Annotated in this window: 22 protein-coding genes, 1 tRNA gene and 1 pseudogene; 7 read left to right on the top strand and 17 right to left on the bottom strand. The window is 50.0% G+C overall.

The annotated features are described in order from the left end of the window. Positions 1-106: pseudogene (locus NDA02_RS21220) on the top strand (IS630 family transposase); the annotation flags it as partial. A gap of 147 nt (positions 107-253) precedes the next feature. Here NDA02_RS21220 and NDA02_RS21215 read toward each other — a convergent pair. From NDA02_RS21215 to NDA02_RS21200, 4 genes are all read right to left on the bottom strand, one after another. Continuing rightward, positions 254-326: transfer RNA gene (locus tag NDA02_RS21215), tRNA-Glu, on the bottom strand. Positions 327-404: 78 nt separating this feature from the next. Continuing rightward, positions 405-1,187 carry a PIN domain-containing protein gene (locus tag NDA02_RS21210; protein ID WP_190791504.1) on the bottom strand — a complete coding sequence of 261 codons (783 nt, stop codon included), beginning with the start codon at positions 1,185-1,187 and terminating at the stop codon, positions 405-407. 10 nt (positions 1,188-1,197) lie between these two features. Continuing rightward, on the bottom strand, positions 1,198-2,718 hold the full coding sequence (locus NDA02_RS21205; protein WP_348255783.1) for a site-2 protease family protein: 1,521 nt from the start codon (positions 2,716-2,718) through the stop codon (positions 1,198-1,200). A gap of 251 nt (positions 2,719-2,969) precedes the next feature. Beyond that, positions 2,970-3,218: a hypothetical protein gene (locus NDA02_RS21200; RefSeq protein ID WP_348249835.1), complete on the bottom strand. Its 249-nt coding sequence runs from the start codon at positions 3,216-3,218 to the stop codon at positions 2,970-2,972. Positions 3,219-3,479: 261 nt separating this feature from the next. On the opposite strand from NDA02_RS21200, the gene NDA02_RS21195 reads away from it, so the two are divergent. Next, the gene (locus NDA02_RS21195) at positions 3,480-4,742 is read left to right on the top strand and encodes a cation:proton antiporter (protein ID WP_190791501.1); all 1,263 of its coding nucleotides are present in this window, start codon (positions 3,480-3,482) and stop codon (positions 4,740-4,742) included. Positions 4,743-4,845: 103 nt separating this feature from the next. Next, positions 4,846-5,271, top strand: a complete 426-nt coding sequence (gene msrB, locus NDA02_RS21190) for a peptide-methionine (R)-S-oxide reductase MsrB (RefSeq protein WP_190791500.1) — start codon at positions 4,846-4,848, stop codon at positions 5,269-5,271. A 341-nt stretch (positions 5,272-5,612) separates the two neighbouring features. On the opposite strand, the gene NDA02_RS21185 is transcribed toward msrB, so the two are convergent. The 11 genes from NDA02_RS21185 to NDA02_RS21135 form a co-directional block, all read right to left on the bottom strand. Continuing rightward, positions 5,613-6,101, bottom strand: a complete 489-nt coding sequence (locus tag NDA02_RS21185) for a DNA starvation/stationary phase protection protein (RefSeq protein WP_190791499.1) — start codon at positions 6,099-6,101, stop codon at positions 5,613-5,615. A 464-nt stretch (positions 6,102-6,565) separates the two neighbouring features. Then, positions 6,566-7,411 carry a nitrate ABC transporter ATP-binding protein gene (locus tag NDA02_RS21180; RefSeq protein WP_190791498.1) on the bottom strand — a complete coding sequence of 282 codons (846 nt, stop codon included), beginning with the start codon at positions 7,409-7,411 and terminating at the stop codon, positions 6,566-6,568. Positions 7,412-7,585: 174 nt separating this feature from the next. Beyond that, positions 7,586-9,586, bottom strand: coding sequence for a nitrate ABC transporter ATP-binding protein (locus NDA02_RS21175; RefSeq protein ID WP_190791497.1), 2,001 nt, complete (start codon positions 9,584-9,586; stop codon positions 7,586-7,588). A gap of 283 nt (positions 9,587-9,869) precedes the next feature. Then, positions 9,870-10,709, bottom strand: a complete 840-nt coding sequence (gene ntrB, locus NDA02_RS21170; RefSeq protein WP_190791496.1) for a nitrate ABC transporter permease — start codon at positions 10,707-10,709, stop codon at positions 9,870-9,872. Between the two features lie 131 nt (positions 10,710-10,840). After that, positions 10,841-12,199 carry a CmpA/NrtA family ABC transporter substrate-binding protein gene (locus tag NDA02_RS21165; protein WP_190791495.1) on the bottom strand — a complete coding sequence of 453 codons (1,359 nt, stop codon included), beginning with the start codon at positions 12,197-12,199 and terminating at the stop codon, positions 10,841-10,843. 947 nt (positions 12,200-13,146) lie between these two features. Next, positions 13,147-15,159 (bottom strand): alkaline phosphatase family protein, encoded by a 2,013-nt coding sequence (locus NDA02_RS21160; RefSeq protein ID WP_199296492.1) that lies wholly within the window; start codon positions 15,157-15,159, stop codon positions 13,147-13,149. Positions 15,160-15,183: 24 nt separating this feature from the next. Beyond that, on the bottom strand, positions 15,184-15,627 hold the full coding sequence (locus NDA02_RS21155) for an alkaline phosphatase family protein (protein ID WP_199296491.1): 444 nt from the start codon (positions 15,625-15,627) through the stop codon (positions 15,184-15,186). A 756-nt stretch (positions 15,628-16,383) separates the two neighbouring features. Next, positions 16,384-16,824 (bottom strand): hypothetical protein, encoded by a 441-nt coding sequence (locus NDA02_RS21150; RefSeq protein ID WP_348248202.1) that lies wholly within the window; start codon positions 16,822-16,824, stop codon positions 16,384-16,386. A 296-nt stretch (positions 16,825-17,120) separates the two neighbouring features. Next, positions 17,121-17,387 carry a hypothetical protein gene (locus tag NDA02_RS21145; protein WP_190790135.1) on the bottom strand — a complete coding sequence of 89 codons (267 nt, stop codon included), beginning with the start codon at positions 17,385-17,387 and terminating at the stop codon, positions 17,121-17,123. An 83-nt stretch (positions 17,388-17,470) separates the two neighbouring features. After that, complete coding sequence (gene ilvC / locus NDA02_RS21140) at positions 17,471-18,466, bottom strand: ketol-acid reductoisomerase (protein WP_190790136.1); 996 nt, start codon at positions 18,464-18,466, stop codon at positions 17,471-17,473. Between the two features lie 215 nt (positions 18,467-18,681). Then, the gene (locus NDA02_RS21135; protein WP_190790137.1) at positions 18,682-19,224 is read right to left on the bottom strand and encodes a hypothetical protein; all 543 of its coding nucleotides are present in this window, start codon (positions 19,222-19,224) and stop codon (positions 18,682-18,684) included. Positions 19,225-19,510: 286 nt separating this feature from the next. On the opposite strand from NDA02_RS21135, the gene NDA02_RS21130 reads away from it, so the two are divergent. Continuing rightward, positions 19,511-19,636 carry a hypothetical protein gene (locus NDA02_RS21130; protein WP_277879020.1) on the top strand — a complete coding sequence of 42 codons (126 nt, stop codon included), beginning with the start codon at positions 19,511-19,513 and terminating at the stop codon, positions 19,634-19,636. A 30-nt stretch (positions 19,637-19,666) separates the two neighbouring features. Beyond that, positions 19,667-20,446 (top strand): intradiol ring-cleavage dioxygenase, encoded by a 780-nt coding sequence (locus NDA02_RS21125; protein WP_190790138.1) that lies wholly within the window; start codon positions 19,667-19,669, stop codon positions 20,444-20,446. 51 nt (positions 20,447-20,497) lie between these two features. Here the strand turns inward: NDA02_RS21125 and NDA02_RS21120 are convergent, their stop codons facing one another. Further along, a complete protein-coding gene (locus NDA02_RS21120; protein ID WP_190790144.1) occupies positions 20,498-20,647 on the bottom strand; it encodes a winged helix-turn-helix transcriptional regulator in 150 nt (49 codons plus the stop codon). A gap of 12 nt (positions 20,648-20,659) precedes the next feature. Continuing rightward, on the bottom strand, positions 20,660-21,337 hold the full coding sequence (locus NDA02_RS21115) for a methyltransferase domain-containing protein (protein WP_190790139.1): 678 nt from the start codon (positions 21,335-21,337) through the stop codon (positions 20,660-20,662). Positions 21,338-21,457: 120 nt separating this feature from the next. Here NDA02_RS21115 and queF point away from each other — a divergent pair, with 120 nt between their 5' ends. Together queF and NDA02_RS21105 are read left to right on the top strand one after the other, a co-directional pair. Further along, complete coding sequence (queF, locus tag NDA02_RS21110) at positions 21,458-21,880, top strand: preQ(1) synthase (RefSeq protein WP_190790140.1); 423 nt, start codon at positions 21,458-21,460, stop codon at positions 21,878-21,880. 43 nt (positions 21,881-21,923) lie between these two features. Next, positions 21,924-22,712 carry a ferritin-like domain-containing protein gene (locus NDA02_RS21105; RefSeq protein ID WP_190790141.1) on the top strand — a complete coding sequence of 263 codons (789 nt, stop codon included), beginning with the start codon at positions 21,924-21,926 and terminating at the stop codon, positions 22,710-22,712. Positions 22,713-22,928: the final 216 nt, after the last annotated feature.

Here is a 22,928-nt window from a genome sequence, read left to right as displayed (position 1 = left end):
GTGGTTTGTCCTGAAGAACTGGATGCGACAGCGATGGGATGAGTTTGAAACCTTTCGTGATTGTGTCGACGCTGCTTTCAAAAACTGCCCTAACGTGATTGCGTAGCGCTATACCTGTACCAACTGCCGCAACAGAAAGTTGTTAACGCAAGTTTTTAATGCAATTTCCAATGCAAAAAGCTCCTAAGTATTGCATCAAGAGCGTTTTAAAAGCCTGAGTTTTTTAACAGCTTAATTGCTATTGGCTTTGCGATACCCCCAGGGGAATTCGAATCCCCGTCGCCTCCGTGAAAGGGAGGTGTCCTAGGCCTCTAGACGATGGGGGCGTATCTAATGAGCGGTCATGCCAATCTTTGATGTCAGCCGCTTCACCTTTATTAGGTTATCCAATCTTCAAGGTTCTGTCAAGCCTGCTGTCGCGGGTGAATTTCTAACTGAGATTGGGGACTAACCGGACGGAAAAATAGCTGTTGTACCTGAGGGCTGTGGACAATTTGCCAGACAAAATATCCTGCTACTGCCAATCCGCCCGCTGCCATTAATAGCGATACCAGATCGGGAAACCAATCCGGCACAGACGAGACTTTTCGCATCGGAGTCAGCGAGGTTGCTGAATGCCGTTTGGGAGACGTGCGCTGATAGCCCTCGTTCAGCAGGGTGGTGTTGGGCGGCAGATCGTGAACGACACGAAACTGCTGAAGCCGCTGGCTGACCTGGATAGGACGCTGACCTGTCCGGCTCCATTGCAGCAGCGATTCAACCGGAACGCCGCAGAGATTAACGCAGGGAATGTCATACAGCTTTTGCAGCAGTAGCCGATCTTTAGTGGCAACCACGATCAGACTGCCAGGATAGGTTTGAGCCAGCCCATAACCACAACGACCCACCGCTAGCGACAGCCTTGCCCGGCGAGTTAACGCCTGCCCCGAAGCCACCTTAAACGCCGCATGAGGGGCACTGATATCGGTAATGCGCCAGCCGCTCGTCGCATAAAAGCGGTTGAACGATTTGGCAATGCGCTCCAGATCGGGGTCAGGCGATCGCTCGAACAGCAGCTTCATTTCCTCATAGATCACCTGCGGCACACAGCAGCTCCCCACCCGCGAAAACTCGCGCCATTCAGTTGGGGTTGAGCCAGACAATGCACCAACGTCGAACACCAGAATTACGGGGGGAGTGGTTGCCATGAGATTCACCTCAAAAAGAACTACCAATGCCAAGCCGACCTGCAAGCCCAGGCGTGATAGGCAGCAGCGTCGCCGCCATGAGGAACAGAGCCAGCAAACCCAGTGCAGCCCGGGCATCGTCTGGCTCGGTCAACTCGTTCAGGGCAGGACGTTCCAGGTCGCGCTGCAAAAACAGAATCAGCACTGCCCAATAAAGCGCGAGCGGATTCACCAGAGAAGCCAGACCTAGCACAATCACCGTGGCGATCGTCGTCCGTCCTGCCACCTTTCTGCCGTAGATTGCCTGCACAATGCGTCCACCGTTGAGCTGACCCGCAGGCATCAGGTTAATTGCGGTAACGACCAGCCCGATCCAGCCCACCAGCACCAGTGGATGAATTGCAACCAGCGATTGCTTTAGCGTCTCTCCCAGCACAATTCGCGCCAGGCTTCCCACCAGAAGCGAGCCTTCAAAGAAATTGGCAGGCAGTTGAAAAAGGCTATCCGGGCGAGACAGCAGCAGCCCAACCACCAACAAACTCAGAGAAACCGCTCCCCCTGCCGCCGATCCAGCAAAGGCAACGTCAAACAAACGATTGCGATCGGGCAAGACCGACTCAAAGCGAAAGAAGCTGCCAAACGAGCCAATTTGCCAGGTAGGAATAAAGTAAGGCGGACTGAGGCGAATTTGCTGTCGCGCTGCGGTGATCCGGTGGGCAATTTCAGTCGCTGCCAGCACGAGCAAAATTCCAGAGGCTACCGGCAACACTTCGCGCCAGCGCGTTAGCTCACTGAAAAAGTCAAACCCCCGCAGCAATCCGCTCGTTTCCAGACAGGTCGCGATTGTGGCTACAATCAGCACCAGCGATAGAATCCACTGTGCGATCGCCACCGATTTTTTCTCTGGGGCGCGAGGCAGCACAATCACCACGGGCTTGCCCTCCAGTCCTTCTAACAAAAATAGCCGATACCGATCGCCCGTCCGCTCTTGCAGATTTGCGGTGAGTCGATCGAAGCTAGGCTGCACTTCACCCCGCAAATTGCCCTTAAAAATCACTCCTTCTTGATAGGGAATTGTTTCGGTTGCAAAGAAGGTTTCAATGCCAAAAATGCCCTTAATAGTTTGAATCTCTTCTGCGGGCATCAGGGGAACGTCGGCGGTTCTGGCTCCAGGTGATTGGGTAGTGCGAGTTGATTCTGTCGCAGGTCGATCGATCGTTGCTTCTTCAGAGGATGGGGAAGAGTCAGAAGAGGGGGAAGACGTTGCCGCCTGCGACGAAACGGGATTGATCAGTCCGGCTTGCTCTGCCGATGCCCGAAGCTGCCGCCCCAGCAGAATATACACCGCGATCGACAGCAGCAGCAGCAGCAGCACGATTGCAAGATTAAACGTCACTCCTACAGCAAGCGCGCCAAACACCAGCAGCCAAGGAGTCATCAGTGCGACAGATTGAAGCCAGGCCAGAATTCCCAGCTTGCCAAAGGGCCTTGCGCGATAAAATCCCCAGGCGAGAATGGCGAGCGCTGCAAACAGAATGAATAAAGTAATCATCTTCCTAATTTCCCGGTTCGCTGCAACGAACTGCTGTAACAAATTGCTGCCTTAACCACAAGCTAGATCACCGTGGAGCAATGCCAGCGAATCTTATCGATTCCAAGGCGTTACGAAAGTACTCCTAAGATCACTGCAATATGGTTAAGAATACCAGTTCTGCTGGAGTCAGGGGCAGTAAAGATGAAGCGCGAAGGAGCAAGGGTAAAACGTAGGGGAACGGGATTTTTTCTGGCAGGCGATCGACCCGATCACTGATTTGCCTGAATTGTCGCTAGCAGTTCTTCATCTGAGCAGGCAGTTTCCCAATCCTGTGGAAGCTTGACCCGCACCGACTGCGCCCCACCGCTCGGTGTACAAACCACCCAATAAGCCTCTTCACCTTTGACTTTAGCGAGGTCTTCTTTGTCTGTTTTTTCAGCTAATTCTGCGTATGCCTGAACACAGTTCCAGACGGTTCCCTCGCTGTCGGTGACTTCTCTTCCCAGTGCTTGTGCCATAATCAGTCCGTGAATTGCTTGTTCTAAAACAAAAACGACAAGCCGTACCCAATTTATAAAATTTGAGTCGTTTGTACGATTCCGTTTGTATTGCTGGTTTAGCTTTAATGGTGTTGAAAGAAATCTGGCTTTCGGGGTAAGAGATCGTCGTCCGGGTTAGAGTTTCAGTTTAGGAGTCAGGGCTAAAACTCTATCTCCTGGGACTTTGATCGGCGATCGTCCTACGCCTAAATTAGGTTGACTCCTCTAACGTAATTTCCTGTGGACGTTTACATTCTTGAGCTGCTGGTAATTGGGATTCTGCTGCTGTTCGTGACTCTCGGATCGGGCTGGATCGGTCGTTTACCGCTGTCCTACGCGCTAATTTATCTGGTGGTGGGAATTGGGCTAAGTCCTTACGGATTGAACCTGATTCAAGTGCGACCCGAAACCGATCTTCTAGAGCGACTCACCGAAATGGTGGTGCTGATCTCGCTGTTTAGCTGCGGCTTAAAGATGAATCGTGTCTTGACGCTACACGCCTGGGGTTCAACGATTCGGCTGATTGCGCTGCTGATGCCGATTTCTATCTTTGGGATCGCCTGGGCAGGGCATCAGTTTCTAGGCATGTCGTGGGGAATTGCGATTTTGCTAGGAGCAATCCTAGCTCCGACCGATCCGGTGCTGGCATCCGAGGTGCAGCTCTCTCATCCCGACGATCGCGACGAACTGCGGTTTGGCTTGACTTCCGAAGGCGGCTTAAACGATGCACTTGCCTTCCCTTTTGTTTACTTTGGACTGCACTGGATCAAAGATAACCAGTGGCAAAACTGGATCGTGCAGTGGGCAGCCATCGATCTGATTTGGGGGATCGCCGCCGGATTTGGCATGGGCGTTCTGGTTGCTAGGGCTGTGGTGAAAATTGACAAGCGGCTTCAGCGAATTCGTCCGGCAGACAGCCTGATGGAAGATTTCGTCGCCCTTGCCATGATTTTGCTGACCTACTCCCTGACCGAGCTGGTGAACGGCTATGGCTTTCTGGGTGTTTTTGTCGCGGGTATCGTGGCACAGCGAAGCTATCGCAATCCCGACAAGCAGGAGTCCCAAATCGAATTTACCGAAACGCTCGAAAAACTGCTGGAGGTGGGAACGATTTTGCTGTTGGGATCGCTCCTACGCTGGGAGCCGATCATCCGCTTTTTGCCCCAATCGCTGCTGATCGCCGGACTGCTGTTTTTTGTGATTCGACCGATCGGGGCATGGATCAGTACGATAGGCGAACACCAGAACCCGATCCGTCCCTGGCTATTTGGCTGGTTTGGCATTCGGGGAGTAGGTTCGATCTACTATCTCGCCTATGCCCTGGGCGAAGGACTGCGGGCAGAGACCGGAGAGCAAATCGCCTGGATCACGTTTACGACGATCGTCATTTCCGTCATCCTGCACGGCATTAGCGCAACCCCCCTCATGAACTGGTATGAGCGGCAAATGGAACAGCGCAGACAGCAAGTGCGAGAGCGGCAGCATGGACGAGCCATGCGGTAGGAGGATGCAGTAGGGAAATTGCGAACACCAGAATCCGCAAAGGTTCCACTATGATCGAGGAAGCTGCATGATTCAGCCAATCTGAGCAAATCCAAGCAAATTTATGACTTCCTCCAAAGATAAGCAGTTTGAAGTGCAAAAGACCGAAGCCGAATGGCGCGAAACACTGACCTCCGAACAGTTTCATGTGCTGCGAAAGCATGGAACCGAACGGGCGGGAACCAGTCCGCTCGATAAGAACTATGAGTCTGGAACCTACACCTGTGCTGGGTGTGGCACGCCGCTCTTTACTTCAGATACCAAATTCAACAGCAGAACCGGATGGCCCAGCTTTTTTGCCCCGATCGATGGTGGGGTCGAAACTTCGGTCGATCGCTCTTTGTTCATGACGCGAGTTGAAGTTCACTGCGCTCGCTGTGGTGGACATCTGGGACACGTCTTCAGCGATGGTCCTGCGCCTACCGGACAGCGATACTGTATGAATGGCGTTGCCCTGGAGTTTAATCCGGCAGAGCAAACACAGGCATAATCTTTGACCTAAAACCTTACCAAAACTCAGCAGATCATAAAGACCCCCTGACTTTTCTTCAGCACTGGCTGAGACAGAGTATCAGGGGGTTTATTTTACTGGAGATATCGGATGATTGCCGCGTTGGGCTCACAAAACCTGCTTATCGCGATCGATGTAAAAAGCAGTTTGAAAAGCCATTATCGTGACCCAAAGCACTCTTCTCGCTCGTGACCTTGAGATAAACCGAGCATTGTTTTCATCTCGGTGTTTTAATCTTAGTTTTAAGCTCAAAGCCCCCCAGCTTGACAGATTGAGGGGCAGTGTAGAAGAGTTGGGACTTCCACGATCGGACAGTGGAACTACGAAACTAAGTTATCGCCCTTTTTCAGGATCTCTTTGAGGAACCAGCGATGCTTCTGATGAACCTGAACCAGGCGGGTGTACAGATCGGCAGTGCCAATATCGCCTGCGTTGGTGGCAACTTCTGCGTCTTGGTGCATCTCGGTGATGATCAGCTCGTGGGTGACGATCGCCTCTTCGATCATTTGCTTCACCGAGAGCCTGCCTGCGGAGGGCTTCACGCTAGCGGTGGGCAGATATTCTGCAGGGTCTGCAACCGGTTCGCCGTCGAGCATCAGGCTTCTTTCGGCGAGTTCATCTACTGATGCAAACACTTCGCCGCCCTGCTCTTCAAACAACAGGTGCAGATCGCGGAACAGCGGACCAAAGGTGAGCCAGTGATATTTCTTGTAGTTGAGGTAGGCAACTAGGGCATTTGCCTGCTGACGATTGAGGGTGTCAACAACGCTCGATTGCTGAAGCTGAAGGGATGGAACGGTAGCGGTCATAAACTGTGCCTCTTTGAGAATGCTTAAACGAAGGTGAGTCAGCTCTGATTGTTGCAGGTGAATTGGTAGATAGAGCAAGCGATCGATAAAATTCTTTTCCTACGCTATAACGCTTGCTAGAGAGTCTCCGTTCAAATTGAACATAAATCTTCAGAAGTAGCGATTCCAGATGAACGGCAATATTGGATTACCCCTGCTTCACCTTTCTCCTATATCATAGTCGTTATGACTTCACTTTGGCAACCCTTCAAATAAAATACCCCTGCCCGCTCTTCCAAAATGGTAGAGGGAGTAAGGGTAGGAGCAGGCATTCATCCAGAAGATTTAACCTTCCTGATTCGCACAAAGAAGCCCTAGATTTTGGAAAAAAGCTTCAGGCTGAAGTCTTATCGGCAAAGCGTTCCAAGCTCAAACCGGAAGCCTAAATGCCAGAACCTAGAGCCGCACAGGCTCACTGAGCATCCCTATTCATCATCGTGAGCAAAGCGGTTATAAAGGAAGTCAAGTGCCTGGTTTCGCAGCTTGTAGTATTCTGGGTCTTCCATAATACGATCGCGATCGCGGGGACGCGGGAACGGAATTTCCATCACTTCGCCAATGTTGGCGGCAGGCCCGTTGGTCATCATGACCAGCTTGTCTGCCAGGAAGAGAGCTTCGTCAATATCGTGGGTGATCATCAATACCGTGCAGCGATGCTCGTTCCAAATTTTCAGCAGCTCTTCTTGCAGTTCTTCTTTGGTAATCGCGTCGAGTGCGCCAAAGGGTTCATCTAGCACTAGCACTTCGGGACGGGTTGCCAATGCACGAGCGATCGCCACCCGCTGTTTCATTCCGCCGGAAAGCTGAGTCGGCTTCTTCTCTGCTGCATCCGACAGTCCGACCAGTGCCAGGTTATCGCGAACGATTTGCTTCTTTTCGGCTTCAGATTTGTCGCTGTAAACCGAGTCCACACCCAGGTAAATGTTCTCAAACGCCGTCAGCCAAGGCAGCAGCGAATAGTTCTGAAACACCACCATGCGATCGGGTCCGGGCTTAGTAATCGGCTTGCCCCGCAGCAGCACCGAGCCATCCGTCGGCTGACTGAAGCCCGAAACCATGTTGAGCAATGTAGACTTGCCGCAGCCTGAATGACCAATAATGCAGATAAACTCACCTTCGTTAATGGTCAGGTTGACATCTTTGAGAACGACATATTCGCCCTTCGGAGTTGGATAAACCTTAGAAACACCTTTAACGCTGAGGAACGATCCAGATTCATTGGCAACACGAGAGTTGGCAGACGCAAGGCCAGTTTGATTAAGAATTTGCATGGGTTTTACCAATGGAAAATGAGCAATTGTGTCAACAAATTTCTGAATAGGGTGTCAAACCGAGATGAATTAGTAAAAGGATGGAGACAACGGAGACAAATTGATCGATTTTTACAAAGAAGTAAAGTGATCTAAAATCTCGCATTGCGGCTCCATCCCTATCCCTCACCCCTCCTATGCCGCTAGTCGGCGGACATCGATCGCCACTTCTGCCACGCTAAAGTCACGCTTAATGGCGAGGCTGTTCAGGTACCCGATCGGCTCTTCCGCATCAAACGGAATGCCATCAAAGAGTTCGATCGGACCCCGACGATATTTGATGTCCAGCATACCGAGTTCACGTGCGGCAGTACTGAAAACGCTCACGCGACACACTCGCTCTAAAATTTCCATCCAGTTCCGTGGGAAGGGAATATCGCCCCAACGCGCCATCTGCGTCATCATCCACAAGTGCTCTGTCCGGCTTGGGCGATTCACGCCATCGCCATAAAACAAATGGTGAGCATACTCGCGCATCGGCTGATCCAGATTACACACATACCCGTTCGGATCGCCCAAGTGAATGTAATCGATGCTCGTGCTGAGGTACTCCCGACGCGACAGCATTTCGCGAATCTCATCGTGATGGGCAGGGTCAGCACAGTAGCGGCAAGCTTCCAGCAACGCTTTTGCCAGCGCAATGTGCGTATTGGGATAGCGATTTGCCCAGTCTTCGCGCACACCCAGCACCTTCCCCGGATGACCCGACCAGATCTCCAGATCCGTTGCAACGGTGAAACCAATTTCTTCGATCGCCGATCGCAGGTTCCAGGGTTCGCCCACGCAATAGCCGTCGATCGTGCCTGCTTTGAGGTCAGCAATCATCTGCGCCGGAGGAATCGTGGTCAGATGCACATCGTTATCGGGATCAATACCGCCCGATGCCAGCCAGTAACGCAGCAGCAAATTGTGCATCGAAGACGGGTGAACCATGCCCAGCGTATGCTCTTGCTCGGTCGATTCCAGTAGCATTCGCTTCAGGTCAGCTGCATTGTAAACGCCCTGCTCGTAAAACTTTTTGCTGAGCGTGACTGCGTTGCCGTTGCGGGTCATGGTCAGTGAACTCACTACGGGCAGCGGCGTGTCCTGATGTCCGCCGACGGTAAACCAGGTTGGCATTCCGGCAGGCATCTGAGCTGCATCCAGATAACCACCTGTAATGCCGTCTACAATGCCGCGCCAGCTCGTTTCCCGCACCAAGCTCACCTCATCCAATCCATGCTTGGTGAAGAAGCCTTTTTCTTTTGCGACCACCAGCGGAGCGCAAGCTGTGAGCGGTACAAAGCCCAATTCCAGGTTGATCTTTTCCAAACCATGACGGGCGATCGGCTCAGTTTTCTTTGCCCGCAGCTTTTTGATCCGCTTTTGCTGGTTCAGGAAGTAGATAATTTCCGATCGCAGGCTGTAGTAGCTGGGGTGCGTCACCACATCCATCCGCTTGCGAGGGCGGGGAATATCCACTTCGAGAATGCCGCCAATCTTAGAGCCGGGACCATTGGTGAGCATGACGATGCGATCGGAAAGCAGCACGGCTTCGTCCACATCGTGCGTCACCATTACCGCTGTAACCTGATTCTCTTCGCAGATCTTCATGAGCTGCTCTTGCAGGTTGCCTCGGGTCAGGGCATCGAGTGCGCCAAAGGGTTCATCCAGCAGCAGCAGCTTCGGACGAATTGCCAGTGCTCGTGCGATCGCCACCCGCTGCTTCATTCCGCCGGAAAGCTGAGCCGGAGGCTTATCGGCTGCGTGCTGCAAGCCCACCATTTTGATGTGCTGCTCAATAATCGCACTGCGCTCTTCTTTCGAGATGCCTTTCAGCACTTCATCGACCGCCAGACCAATGTTTTCACGCACCGTCATCCAGGGCAGCAGCGAGTAGTTTTGAAACACCACCATGCGATCGGGTCCGGGTCGCTTGATCTGATCGCCTTCGAGGCTGACGACGCCTTCGGTGGGCAGATCCAGCCCGGCAATCATGTTCAGCAGCGTCGACTTACCGCAGCCAGAGTGACCAATCAACGAAACAAACTCACCTTTTTTGATTTCGAGGTCAATGCCCTTCAGTGCAACGTACTTTCCGCCACCCGAAAGGTTGAAAACCTTTTCGATATTATCAACGGCAACAAAGACTGACATAGTGAATTGGGAGATAGAGGGTAAGGGATGAATGAGGAGAAAAACGAGCGATAGAGATGCTGATTTAGAGATGAAGCGAACAGCGATCGAGCGAACAACACCAGGTAGAAGCTAAATCATTCATTCTCTGCATTAGTTTGAGAACCGTAGGATGGGTTAGGTGTAGCCGTAACACATCAATTCTTAAAAAGTCAGTTCTGTTTGTTTGCTCAATGAACTGCATCAATCTTTGGAATTGCATACGTTACGCTTCACTAACGCATCCTACAAGGGTCTACGTGGCCTATTGCAGGGGAGCAATGAGCTTTTGAATGTAAGCCACCAGACGATCAAGAATTAGACCCACCGCACCGATATAAACCACGGCAACGATAATCTCGCTCACATAGTTTTGCTGATACGCATCCCAGATAAAGAACCCAATCCCAGCCACACCCGACATCACGATTTCTGCCGCAATAATTGCCAGCCAAGCCAGACCGATCGCAATTCGCAGTCCAGTGAAGATATAGGGCAGCGCAGAGGGAATCAAGACCTTGAAGAAATACTTGGGCTTGGAAATTTGCAGGACTCGCGCGACGTTCTTATAGTCCTGGGGAATTTCGCGCACGCCCACAGCGGTATTAATCAGAATGGGCCAGATCGAGGTGATGAAAATCACGAACAGAGCCGCAGGTTCGTTTTGTTGCAGTGCAGCCAGCGAGATCGGAACCCACGCCAGCGGAGCTACCATCCGCAAGAACTGAAACAGCGGGTCAAACATTTTGTCGGCGATCGGGCTATTGCCAACAAAGATTCCGGCTGCAATTCCGACGATCGCGGCTGCACCGTAGCCCTGAGCCACCCGACCCAAACTTACCATTGTTTGTCGGAACAGACCCTGATCCAGCTCACTGTTGTAGTAAAAAGGATTAAGGATCAAGTATTGGCTACGCTCGTCGGTTAATACCTGGATCGGTCCGGGAAGTTTGATCAGCCCAACTTGAGACACAAATTGCCAGATGGCGAGGAAAAGTAGAATACCGAGGATGGGCAGAATGATGCTAGCTATCGGACTCTTGAGAAACTTCTGAAGATCAAAAGCAGAGCCGGTCTTTGGACGACTAGTTACTGTGGCAGTCATGAACTTTCCTTAGGTGAGGTAAATGTCGTATTGGACAAAACAGGAGGGAAGTTAACGGTCTTGTGAGGAAGAAAACAGGGAGGGTCACACTCCCCTAACCGGTATCGCCTGCACTGGATGAAGCCGCTACATTAAGCCGCCTTAATCTTGAGGCTGTCCAGATAGGCCTGTGGATTTTCGGGGTCAAACTTGATGCCGTCGAAGAACGTTTCCACACCGCGACTCGTCTCCTTGGGAATATCTGCGGTGAACCCTGCTTCTTTTGCGGCTTCGCGCCAGAGGTCTTCCCGGTTAACACGATCGACAATCTTCTTAGCAGCGTCGAAGTCGGTCAACACATTCTTATGGAAGCCCCAGCGCATCGACTCGGTGAGGAACCAGAGGTCGTGGCTCTTGTAGGGGTAGGAAATGCTGTTGCCGTTAGGGTCTTTCCAGTAGCGCGAACCCTTGTTGATATCATTAATCGCCGCTTTACCGTCGCCCATTTCATAGGTGCCACTCCAGGGTCCTGTAAGAACAGCTTTCGGCGCATTAAAATACTGACGGCGAGACGCAATATTGACCATCTCTTCGCGGTTTTCGGGCTGATCGCACCACTGCTGCGCTTCCATTAAGCCTTTGAGCAGTGCTTTGGTTGCCTTCGGGTTTGCCTCAACCCAGTCTGCCCGCATTGCAAAATACTCTTCGGGGTGGTTCTGCCAGATTTCAGCCGTGAGCGCAGACATAAAGCCAATCTTGTCGTTCAAGATGCGATAGGGCCAGGGGTCGCCTGTGCTAAAGGCATCCATCGTCCCGTTTCTCATGCCCTGCACGGTTTCCGCCGGAGGCACTGCCATTAGCTCGATGTCCTTGTCGGGGTCAACGCCGCTTGCTGCAAACCAGTAGCGAATCCAGAAATCCTGGTTGGCGTTGGGGAAGGTGAAGGCGGCTTTGAATCGGCGTCCATTAGCGGCCTGGAACCCTTTGATGTACTCGGGGTCGTTGATCTTCAGACCAATTTGCTTGCCCTGGTGAGCGTTTGCAATGGCAATCCCGTTACCGTGGGTGTTGAGCTGCATCAGCACCGCCATCGGCAGCTTGTTTCCGTTGGTGATAATGCCTTCAGTGATCAAGTGAGGCATAGGCATCTGCCACTGACCGCCATCAATGCCGCCGCCCTGCGTACCAATCACCACGTTATCGCGTGCGCCTGCCCAGTTTGCCTGCTTCACCACCTGCACGTCAGTCATGCCGTACTTTGCAAAGAAGCCTTTCTCTTTTGCAACAATCAGGGGGGCGGATTCAACGATCGGCAGATAACCCAAGGTTGCCTTTGTCGTTTCCGGTGCATCTCCGGCTGCAACAGGGCTGGGTGCGGCTGCGCTAGACGTGTTGTTAGACGCAGTATTCGCTCCAGGCTGCGAGCAACCTTTTAGTAAAACTGCACCTGCTGCCGTCGCGCCCGCTGTCACAATAAACTTACGACGAGACAAATGAGAAAAAGTAGACATAGAACCTCCTAACAGCGTGCTTACCGTAGCTGCCTACAAATCGCGATAATGCTGATAAAAATCTGAGCTTTAGCGAGTTATGAAAACCGCAACTTGATCAACGCAGGGTGACAGAATTTATCCCATCACTAAATCTGCAGCCAGAGACCAAAACTTTGATTTTGGCTTAACTCCGATCGCAGCTTGCGTAACTTGGGGTTATGACTGAAGTTTTTCAATCTTGTAAGTAGTGTACAGCTTTCCAGAGCAAAGTATATAGTTAAGTCGATAATTTTTGAAATGATTATCAAATAATCTCTATAAGCATTTGCTTAATTCCCGCAAATCAAGGGCAATTAAGTAATTGTGAGCATCAAGAATGCTCTATTGATCCAAGATAATTCGGATCAATATCTCGTAATTTCCGCAGAAACTCTGTTTCAGCCTTGGCTATCTATCAATAAATTTCTATAGACAAATTGGCTGTGCCGTCTATCAATTAAGAACATTAGGAGTTTGCAAATTAATCTCGATCCAGACTGCAAACCAGGAAAAAGATTCAGGGGAAAAGATTCAGGGGAAAAGACAAGATGCAAATCGCAGCCGCACGACTTTACGATGAGTAGGATTAACTTACCATCTTGGTGGATCACTCTGGGTATTTGCTTATAGCTTCTATAGAGCGATCGCTTTCCAATGAATTTTCACTATATCTGTATCTATATAAGGAGCAATCTCAGTAAGAAGCAATTTCAGTAAGGAGCAATCTCAATAAAGGCTGCATGAATAGAGCCCGCATTAACGGTGGATGTGAGGCTGAGCGAAAAGCGTCGCCCAGTCCATGAGATAGTGGGACAATCACCGCAACGAGTGGTGACGGATAGAGTGGCTTCGTATCCTAGAGCTCTCTATCTAAGAACGGGAGTGTTTCGATTGAACGAACTGGTGAATTGCAAGAGCATATTGAATTAAGCTAAAGCAGAATTCAAAGAAGTCAAGCTACTGGTTTCTAGTCCAATTGAGGGGTTTAAGTCATTGCTGTTCGGAACAAGATGAAATCCATCTCGGTTCTGCAACCCGAAATTCACTTCTAAATCTGTAAGAAGGCTGTCTCTCCCGTCCCTAATTAGATCTGTGACGGTATTGACGAGACGATCGCCTCCCAAGTTCAGGATGTCATTAATATCTGCGATGTCGATATCACCTTCAAGGTCATCAAAGGCATTGATCAGAGCATCTCGAGCATCAGCCAACACTGCGCTACCATTGCCAATAAGATCCTGGAGATAGTCATCAAGAGCATCCAGTGTGGCTTCAAGATCATTTCCTGTGTCTGGATCAAGAATTGACTCACCTTCAACCGCTGGTGCAGGCTCAACACCGAGCAAATCAAGCAGTGTCGGAGCAATATCAATACTACGAATCTGATCCAGATCGGAGAAATCATCCGCATTAAAATCAGGACCAGCCGCTAGAAAGATAGCCTGCATCTTGGGCAAGTTGGGATCATACCCGTGTGCTCCATAGAAGTTTGGCACAGAAAAAATGGGCTGTTGATCCTGTACAGGGGTAGTATCATCTCTACGCAGTACAGTAGGTTGGAAACCATCAAAGTTGTAACCCAAATCTAAAAGTGCAAAAACATCACCGGTATCCTGTCCAATAAACTCACTTCTTGCTGTAATGATATCTTCAGCCGTAGGATTTTCAGGAACAGGACGTTCATAAACTTTGTCGAATAAATCAACAGCTCCATCGAGAGCATAGCTGGAATTGGTATCTTGTATGCTTTCCAGCGTTTGTACAATTCGCTGCTGCAACTCTCGATACTCACTGGGGTCAACCGTACCGTCTGGTTCGCGCCCCTTCACGTTGATGTAAATATTCACTGCTGGACCACTTGTCACGGCTCGAACTTCGTTTGGATCAAACCCAGCATTTGCCAGGATATTGTTCATGTTTACAGCAGTATGGAAGGGTGCAAAGCCATGATCCGAGGTAATGATGATGTTACTGTTAGGATCGCCATTCTCATCAACCCCTACAGTATCAATGACACGCTGCACCGCATCACTAACGGTTTGATATGCGTTCAAGACATAATCTTGATAGCGATCGACCTTTGCCGGATCTTGTCCTGCCCCAATGGAATAAGGATTTGTGAAATCGCTAGGTTGGCGAGGATCAATTAACAGAAACTGATGCTCAGCACCATCGGGTTGCTCAATGTAGCCTAATGCCAGATCTGCATTGGGTTCCTGCTCGATCGCTCTCAAGAAGACATCCGTTTGGTAATCAACAAAGGTTTCTACCAGGTCTTGATAAACAGCCTCCAGTTCGACATCGGGGAAGTCCTCCAGTCCGGGCGAAATTCGTTCGGGAATACGATAATCAGGCTGCGGTCGCCAGAAGCCAACCGTGTTGTTGATATCATCAACATTGGCAAGAACTCCAGGATTATCAGCCGGACGGGGAATGTAATTGGCTGATGTCCGAAGCAGCCGAACTGTAGAAAGATCAGGAGCCAGATTCGTCAGGACAAATGATGCCCCAACTACGTTGTTGCTACTTTCAAAGAAGAAGGGGCTGATTGTCTGATCATAGGTATTGAGAACTGCCGATCCGGTTGAAGGAGCGTTGCCAGTTAGTGCTTCAATGCCTCGATTTGCATCAAAGACGATCAACTGGTTGTAGTTCACCACTCGATCGTCTGTCGTGTCGATCGCAACAGCCTGCAAGTTATACGCATTGCTGCTGCCCCCAGTCAAACTACCTTGTCCTTGAGCAGGAATGTCTTCTAGCTCAGCGACTTTAACATCACTAAATGACTGAATTCCTAGAGCTGTAAGATCAGTGATGGCTTCGTTTGCATCCACTGTGAAATCAGCAGCATCTAAGCTAAAGCCTCTGGCTCCCAAACCACCAAAAGTGCCAAATGGCACCGTGTAATCCACTGTTCGCACATTGCTGGATTGAATCACAGGGGCAGGATCAACACCGGGTAATCAAATCGTGGCTCCATCAGCACCCGGAAATGTTGCTGCAACAACTGTCCTGCCTGCTTCTCGTAGGCGTACCCACAAGGGTTCAGCCGTTGGAGTCTCATCCTCATGGGCATAGCCACCGTGTGGATCTGAGCTATCCTCATGCAAGGCATCGTATCCACCGATCGGTGCGCCAAAGCCACTGATATTTGTATTAAAAGGGCTTCTAATCAAGTGGAACGAGTTGGCATTAATGTCATTATTTGCTGCCGTAGAACCAGTAGCGATCGCGATATGGCTAGGTGCTGTCAGGGACGGTGTAATAACAGTACTTGGGACAAAAACTCCTCGATTGACGAGATATCCTAAGCCCGTATCCGAATCCAGTTGGTTTGTTTCTAGATAGTTCTTGACAATAGAAAATGTTGCGCCGTCCAGAGAGATAACAATATTTTTGGGAGGCATACTTATTCTCGTTCTCGTAGGTTGTAGTGGGGGGATCAAAGAATTCAACGGAGGAGTCAATGATGCGTTGTAATATATTCCTACCTCTTTAATGCAGTAGGGGCACTGGTTCGTCAAATCAACGCGAGTTTAGGCAAAGGCAAAACTGTTGCTATCCAAAGTGCCAGCTTGTACTCCTTCAAGAACAGCGATCGCCAGGTTGGGCTAACTAGCGGCGATAGTCCCTGCATCTCCCTGACTTTGCACGATCGTCAGACCCTCAAACTCAGAAACACTAGATAAGCCTGCAATGGCGACGACATTCTTAGCCATTAGGTGAATGTTTTCCTATTTAAAGAGCGGTTGCTTCCATTGCAGAAATACTGAATAAATAGAACTTCTCATAGCAACCTTAAGAAACAAATTTCTTTGAATTAAAGAGATATTATGGAAACCAAACTAGTTATAATTCTTTTAATAACCAACCTAAAGATGTGCTCTGGCTAAATTTTTGATGTTTCCCTAGATAGATGATTTTTACCTATATTATTAAATCGCCCTAAAAAAACACAAAAATATTAATATAAAAATATCAATAAAGAGTTTTTTAGAAAAAAGTGGGAGTTCGTTCAATTTACATTTAATCTGCATCGAGCGAACCCGTTCCTTAATAAATTAAAGGGGCGATTAGAAAACCACCCCTTGTTCAATCCCAGTTTAGATTGCTTGTTTTAGATTACTTGTACGAAATCTAGCGTTACCCTGCGGTTTGCTAAATTAGTCAAGGTTATCCTTCCCTTTATTTATCGTATCCTTCACTGCACCCAGGTTTTTGTCGATCGCTCTCTGAGTCCGAGAAGCATCCTCTTCTGCACGATTCACGATTCGATTAGCGTCTCTGCCTGCTTTGCGACCGATCGCGTTATCATCGCCGAAGAAGTCTTTGACTTTTTCAGAATTGCTTTGTGCAGCGTCCTGAATCGTATTCTTCGCGTCTCTCACGAAGTTTTTGTTCGAGCGCTTGGCATCTTCTGTGCTGTCTTTAGCCTGATCACCCAGGTCGGATGCGATCAGGGTTCCCTGAGGTGCAGCAATTGCTGCCGTATTAGCAATAAACGCACCCTGCCAAGCAAAAGCAGTTGCACAAACAAACAGCAGCGCAGCCGCAATCCAACGTCCTGCGATCGAAAGCGGTTTCGTGAAGAAATTTAGTTTCATGGAATACATCTTCGTTACGTCAATATCCACTGATACTCCACGAACACGAGCGGTTGGATCCCCCTGCGGACACAGGTTTTTTTATGGGGTAACCAGTTGACGGCTAGAAATCAAGACGAGTTCGGGTAGGACTGCTCCTTGCTCCTTCGCTTGCACTAACCTAGAGGGAACCCCGGCTTTAAACTCATCGCGTCTGGCAATATAAAAACAGGCGATCGGTTAAGAATCGCTAGGAATGTGAAGATAAGAGAATAGAATATATCGAACTCAATACAACCTTTAAATAACCTTACAAGTTAGGCTGCCAGGAATAAAAGTGATATTTTGGATACAGAATGAATTTCGGGAAAAACTTTGTGAGTAGTCTCAAAACGGCTACTCCATTTTTTTGCTATCTTTTCTATTTCTAATATCAAAATAGCATTGAGAGGAAGTTTGGAAAGTCCTAATTGTGCGCCGGACTGCCCCCCAAGCCAACCCATTTTCTGAGAAACCTTACGCTCTCCTTTTAATCTCAAAATTCTCGATTGATGGAAGCCGGAAAAGGAAATAGGTTCAGTCATTTCGGTCAAACCAGCAAGAAAAAAGCGGGTATAAAACCCGCCCTGTGATAATCGATAAACTTAAATGATTTGCTGAGCTGCAATTAAACTTTCTTTAGCCAGCTAAACATCGCTCGCAGATCCTTGCCGACTTCCTCGATCGGGTGTTCAGCTTCGCGACGGCGCATCGCGGTAAAACCTGCTTTACCCGACTGGTTTTCCAGCACAAATTCGCGGGCAAACTGTCCGGTCTGAATTTCGCTGAGAATCTTCCGCATTTCGGCACGAGTTTCGTCAGTGACGATGCGAGGTCCACGGGTGAGGTCGCCGTACTCAGCAGTATTCGAGATGCTGTCACGCATTTTTGCCAGCCCACCTTCCACAACCAGATCCACAATCAGCTTCACCTCGTGGAGGCACTCAAAATAAGCTAGTTCCGGCTGATAGCCTGCATTCACCAACGTCTCGAATCCTGCCTTGATCAGTGCAGACAAACCGCCACACAGCACCACCTGTTCGCCAAACAAATCGGTTTCGGTTTCTTCGCGGAACGTCGTTTCCAAAATTCCGGCGCGAGTGCCGCCCACCCCTTTCGCATACGCCATTGCCCGATCGCGTGCCTGCCCGGTTGCATCCTGATACACTGCAAACAGACAGGGAACGCCTTCGCCCTGCTCATAAGTCCGCCGTACTAGATGTCCTGGTCCCTTCGGCGCAACCATGACCACATCCACGTCCGCAGGCGGCACAATTTGTCCGAAGTTAATATTAAATCCGTGAGCAAACGCCAGAATTTTACCTGCTTTGAGATTGGGCGCAATCTCATTCTCGTAAATCGTGCGCTGCACTTCGTCCGGCAGCAAAATCATGATCAAATCGGCGGCGGCGGATGCATCTGCGACAGATTTGACCGTTAGCCCTGCTGCTTCTGCTTTCGCTGCCGACTTGCTCCCCGCATAGAGTCCGACGATCACATTCATGCCGCTATCCTTGAGATTGAGCGCATGAGCATGTCCCTGAGAGCCATAGCCAATAATGGCGATCGTCTTTCCGGCTAAGATATCTAAATTTGCGTCAGCATCATAGTACATTCGAGCCATAGGTCTTCCGTCCCCGCAGCAATTGATTGATCACAAGCTCATCATTCTACCAGAGTTTGTGACGGGGAATTGAGGGAAAAATTGGAGGGGAGCCAGAGAAGAACCTAGAGGAGTCTGCCCGATCAGACAGTCACTTGTCCTGCATCATTCGTCAACCGCCAATCTCTGATGACTAAGAACGAATAACCAAGAACGAATGACCAATGACCAAAAACTTAACGATTTTGCAGCAGGGGTTTAACCATAAAGAATCCGGCTCCAAACGCGCTAAAGACGATCGCAATCACCGTCAGCGTCAGCCAGAGTCCTCCCACTCCCTTCGGCTTGGTGCCTGAACTAAGCGACTGTGGCAAATCAGCAACCTGGGTCGAGGCAACCGGTGGTTCAGAGGTGGAATTTCCGCGAAGCTGAGCCGCGACAGATTCAAACTCAGCCGCAGAAGTCGGCGCAGCAGGAGCCGCGACCGGAGCTGGATCAGGCGCAGAAATTGATTCTGCAATTGGCGCACTCGACTCGCTGTAAGAGCGCAAATTTAAGGCAGACTGCACCAGGCGATCGATCTCCTGACGAAGCTGCTGGTTTTGCTGCTTAAGCTGCTGATTCTCAGTATGAACGGTTTCTAGTAATGCTCTGGTGGCATCCAGCTCGACGGCTAGCTCTCGGTAAATCGGAATCGGAACCGAAGGTGAATAGCTAGCGGACTGCGCTGGAGCAGCAGGATTTTGAGCTGTAGAACTTTGATTCGATCGGGGTTTCATCGATAGCAATCGCAACGTTTGATAAATTACAGCACATCTTGATGTTATTGCCCATGAATCTTAGTTCAAATTGCCATCTTTGGCACCGATCTGCTGAGATTTTTATTCAGAGCTTGATTCAGGGCTGCTTGCAACGGGTTTAAACGACGATCGCCCTTCAGCGGCAGAAAAATTCACCGATAGAAATTTGCACTTGAGCATTAAACGGGAACTCGTTTTTCCGATCGGCAAGGAAATTGATTGGATTTGTGAGTGACAGGCGTTTACATGGCTAATCTTTTCCACGATGGCTAACTTTGTTCCGCGATCGTCGCCTGCCTCCACGCCTCTGATTACTGAGTTGCATTTTGTCTATGATGCAGATAGCAGCGATCGAGGAATTTCTCCATCTATCACTGTTAACTCGCCTTGATCCTGTTTCGTTCCTGTCTGAATCGTTCCTATGAAAATCTCCCGTTCCTTTTCTTGCCTTAATCGCCGCAGAATGCTCAGCTTGATGAGTGGAACTGCTGCTGTAACACTGATCGGCTGTTTTCGCGACTCTTCGGATGCCACTGAGTCCCTGGTTTCGCCAGGTTCGACCCGCTCAGCATCCATCCCCGAACAAGCCACCACTCAAATTGCCCAATCTACCCCTGGCTGTATCGTCAGACCTCAGCAAACCGAAGGACCCTATTTTGTTGATGAACGGCTAAACCGATCGGATATTCGATCGAACCCTGCCGATAACGCCATCAAAGCCGGAGTGCCGCTTCGTCTGGTCTTTCAGGTCTCCCAATTAAGCGGAAATGCCTGTCAACCGTTAAGCAACGCAACAATCGATATTTGGCACTGTGACGCAGAAGGCGTCTATTCCGACGTGCAGGACACCCAGGGGCAAAAATTTCTGCGCGGCTATCAAATGACCGATCGCAACGGCACCGCTCAGTTTGTCACCATCTATCCCGGCTGGTATCCCGGTAGAACTCCCCATATTCATTTCAAAATTCGCACCAGCTCACCCACACAAGCAGCTGATGAATTTACCTCACAGCTTTACTTCGAGGATGCCGTTACAGATCAGGTTTACGCTCAGCCTCCATACACCACAAGAGAAGCACGATCGGTTCGCAACGATCGAGACGGAATTTTTCGCAGGGGTGGCGAACAGCTTATCCTCCCCGTAACGCGATCCGGTGAGGGCTACGAAGGGCGATTTGAGATCGGGCTGGAGCTAGCATAAGCTCTGTTGCATGTCGATTTTATTAGCTTTTGATTTTATTGGCTTTTGACTTTATCGACTTTTGATGCGACTGCGATTCGCGTCTACCTCGCACTGCAACTCGGCGATCGCATCCAAAATTGTCATGAAGCGTTGCCCCAAGTTTATGAGTTTATATTCAACTCGTGGTGGAACCTCTGGGTAAGAAAATTTTTCTAGGATGCTGAAACTATCCTATGAGACCGAAGGTTTCCGCAGCACAATTAAATATTCTTCATTCCGCCGTCTCTCGATCGAATTTTTGGGACGATCGATCGAAACAATTTCAAACGTCGGCATAAACCGCGATCGAATTTCCTCCAGGCTCGTCCCAAACGGTGGACCACCAGAGCGATCGTGTGCCCAAAAGAGTGCGATTAATGCCCCTGCCGGACGCAGCAAAGCTTTGACCACCTGAACGTACGCCTCTCGCTGGGTCGGATCGATCGCGCAAAAGCAGGTGTGTTCCAGCACATAATCAAAACTTCTGTCAAATTCGGGCGACAGCTTAAAAATGTCTCGCTGCAAAAACTGAGCCTGGTATCCTCTGGCTTGAGCCAGCTCATTTGCATCATTCACCGCTGACGGTGCAAAATCAAACCCGACCACCTCAAACCCGCGCTCGGCAAACAGCAAGGCATCCTGTCCCCGTCCTGCCCCCAAGACCGCAATTCGTCCCGGCAAAGGTGCATTCTCTGAATCCAACAAACTGGCAAATGGTGGCGCAGGATGACCCAAATCCCATCGCGCAGTCCCCTCCTGATAGCAATTCTCCCAAAACTCAGGCGATTCAGGCGAGGCAAAGCCGTTCCCTCCCTGGGAGAGTCGAATTGGCTCCGACGAAAATTGAGCACCAGACTGAGCATCAGACATCCGCAAAACCCATTTACAACAACACCTGCCCCTCTCTATTATCCACCACCCAGCGGCTCACCCATGCCGATAAAATAGTTAAGTTGTCCGTTTTAGCTCAATTTCTTTAGCTCAAATTCCATGACTTCCTCAATCCAATCCGAAGCCCAGAATCAAGCCCAGCCCGAACTGAAGTACGGCGAACGCCTGATCGCTGAAGGCGAACTGATTACCTTCCCCAACCCACGCCCCGGACGCCGCTACACGATCGACATTACGCTGCCTGAATTTACCTGCAAATGTCCTTTCTCCGGCTATCCTGACTTTGCCACCATTCGCGTCACATACGTTCCAGATCAAAAAGTCGTCGAGCTAAAGGCAATTAAGCTGTATATCAACAGTTACCGCGATCGTTACATCTCGCATGAGGAATCGGTGAATCAGATCTTGGATGATTTTGTGTCTGCCTGCGATCCACTCGAAGTTACGATCGAAGGAGACTTTACGCCACGCGGCAATGTACATACAGCTGTTAAAGTTACACACCAAAAAGCAATAACCTGAGTACAATAATCAGCAAACCACCCAGTAAATCTCCTCACCCCTTATGAATCTCTTGACTCAAGTGCTGCATCTGGTGGGTTCAGGTGCAGTCGCGTATATCACCGCCGCCAACATCCGTGACCCCAAATCGCGGCCTAACTTGCTAGCAGGGTTTCAGCTTGCTGAATCCGGTTCGGTTCCCTTTCTGGAGGCACTGAGCAAACGCGCCGCCGCCGAAGGCGATGAATGGTTATCCGAACGGCTGGCAAAACACGCTCAAGACGAAGGTCGCCACGGACAGATTTTTGCCCACGCCTTGAAGCAGCTCAACAAACAAGTCATTGACTTCAAAAGCTTGCCTCAGAAACCTGATGACGGAAAGCCCGATGAGCGTCGCCGCAGTCCCTTTTTTGAGGCGTACTACGAAGGATACGATGTCAAGACGATGTTCGCGCCCGATCGCATCGATTGGCTCCTGTTTATGGGCAGCACCTACATCCTGGAACTTGATGCCTGCAAAGATTTTGTTCGCATGGCAAACGCCCTGCCCGATGATCCAATCAGCCTCAACCTGAAAAAAGGCATGATCAGCATTGCCAAAGACGAAGAAGGACACGCCGCCTATCTCCGCGAAGCCATGCAGCGTCGGCTCGGCTATGCTAAAGCAGAAGCCCTGATCACCGAATGGCGCACCCGCAAAGTCAATGCGATGATTGCGATGGCAACCAACCTGCTGCAAAAAGGCGGACAACTGCCTTCAATGGCAAGAGACGGTGTACCCAGTGAATTGGCAGAAAACCCGACAGAATTCAATTCTGCTGGAGAATCAACCACTCAGCCCGTTGCCGCCTAAATTCGATTTGCTGTTGATTTGCTGAATATGGAATAAAACTCTGGGGTGGGCAACTTGTCCGCCCTTTTTGTTAGCTTGTCGCTTCTTTCACTACGAAGATCCGATTACCTTAATCGGTACAAGGCAACTGCAATACCAACAACACGCTTTCCGACAGAGGGCGATCGTTTCACACATTTGCTACCACGATCAGGTAGTCCTGTTTGATCTGGTTTA

The sequence above is a fragment of the Leptolyngbya sp. ST-U4 genome (genome assembly GCF_039962215.1).
Taxonomy (GTDB): domain Bacteria; phylum Cyanobacteriota; class Cyanobacteriia; order Elainellales; family Elainellaceae; genus Leptolyngbya_A.
This window is presented reverse-complemented; position numbering and strand designations above follow the sequence as displayed.

What these genes read in the sequence shown, in the direction of transcription:
- queF (WP_190790140.1), top strand. Translation starts at nt 21,458, where the DNA reads ATGACTTCCTCAATCCAATCCGAAGCCCAGAATCAAGCCCAGCCCGAA.
- NDA02_RS21105 (WP_190790141.1), top strand. Translation starts at nt 21,924, where the DNA reads ATGAATCTCTTGACTCAAGTGCTGCATCTGGTGGGTTCAGGTGCAGTC.
- NDA02_RS21200 (WP_348249835.1), bottom strand. Translation starts at nt 3,218, where the DNA reads ATGGCACAAGCACTGGGAAGAGAAGTCACCGACAGCGAGGGAACCGTC.
- NDA02_RS21165 (WP_190791495.1), bottom strand. Translation starts at nt 12,199, where the DNA reads ATGTCTACTTTTTCTCATTTGTCTCGTCGTAAGTTTATTGTGACAGCG.
- NDA02_RS21155 (WP_199296491.1), bottom strand. Translation starts at nt 15,627, where the DNA reads ATGCCTCCCAAAAATATTGTTATCTCTCTGGACGGCGCAACATTTTCT.
- NDA02_RS21135 (WP_190790137.1), bottom strand. Translation starts at nt 19,224, where the DNA reads ATGAAACCCCGATCGAATCAAAGTTCTACAGCTCAAAATCCTGCTGCT.
- NDA02_RS21125 (WP_190790138.1), top strand. Translation starts at nt 19,667, where the DNA reads ATGAAAATCTCCCGTTCCTTTTCTTGCCTTAATCGCCGCAGAATGCTC.
- NDA02_RS21150 (WP_348248202.1), bottom strand. Translation starts at nt 16,824, where the DNA reads ATGAAACTAAATTTCTTCACGAAACCGCTTTCGATCGCAGGACGTTGG.
- NDA02_RS21180 (WP_190791498.1), bottom strand. Translation starts at nt 7,411, where the DNA reads ATGCAAATTCTTAATCAAACTGGCCTTGCGTCTGCCAACTCTCGTGTT.
- NDA02_RS21210 (WP_190791504.1), bottom strand. Translation starts at nt 1,187, where the DNA reads ATGGCAACCACTCCCCCCGTAATTCTGGTGTTCGACGTTGGTGCATTG.
- msrB (WP_190791500.1), top strand. Translation starts at nt 4,846, where the DNA reads ATGACTTCCTCCAAAGATAAGCAGTTTGAAGTGCAAAAGACCGAAGCC.
- NDA02_RS21115 (WP_190790139.1), bottom strand. Translation starts at nt 21,337, where the DNA reads ATGTCTGATGCTCAGTCTGGTGCTCAATTTTCGTCGGAGCCAATTCGA.
- ilvC (WP_190790136.1), bottom strand. Translation starts at nt 18,466, where the DNA reads ATGGCTCGAATGTACTATGATGCTGACGCAAATTTAGATATCTTAGCC.
- NDA02_RS21205 (WP_348255783.1), bottom strand. Translation starts at nt 2,718, where the DNA reads ATGATTACTTTATTCATTCTGTTTGCAGCGCTCGCCATTCTCGCCTGG.
- ntrB (WP_190791496.1), bottom strand. Translation starts at nt 10,709, where the DNA reads ATGACTGCCACAGTAACTAGTCGTCCAAAGACCGGCTCTGCTTTTGAT.
- NDA02_RS21130 (WP_277879020.1), top strand. Translation starts at nt 19,511, where the DNA reads ATGGCTAACTTTGTTCCGCGATCGTCGCCTGCCTCCACGCCTCTGATT.
- NDA02_RS21185 (WP_190791499.1), bottom strand. Translation starts at nt 6,101, where the DNA reads ATGACCGCTACCGTTCCATCCCTTCAGCTTCAGCAATCGAGCGTTGTT.
- NDA02_RS21175 (WP_190791497.1), bottom strand. Translation starts at nt 9,586, where the DNA reads ATGTCAGTCTTTGTTGCCGTTGATAATATCGAAAAGGTTTTCAACCTT.
- NDA02_RS21145 (WP_190790135.1), bottom strand. Translation starts at nt 17,387, where the DNA reads ATGACTGAACCTATTTCCTTTTCCGGCTTCCATCAATCGAGAATTTTG.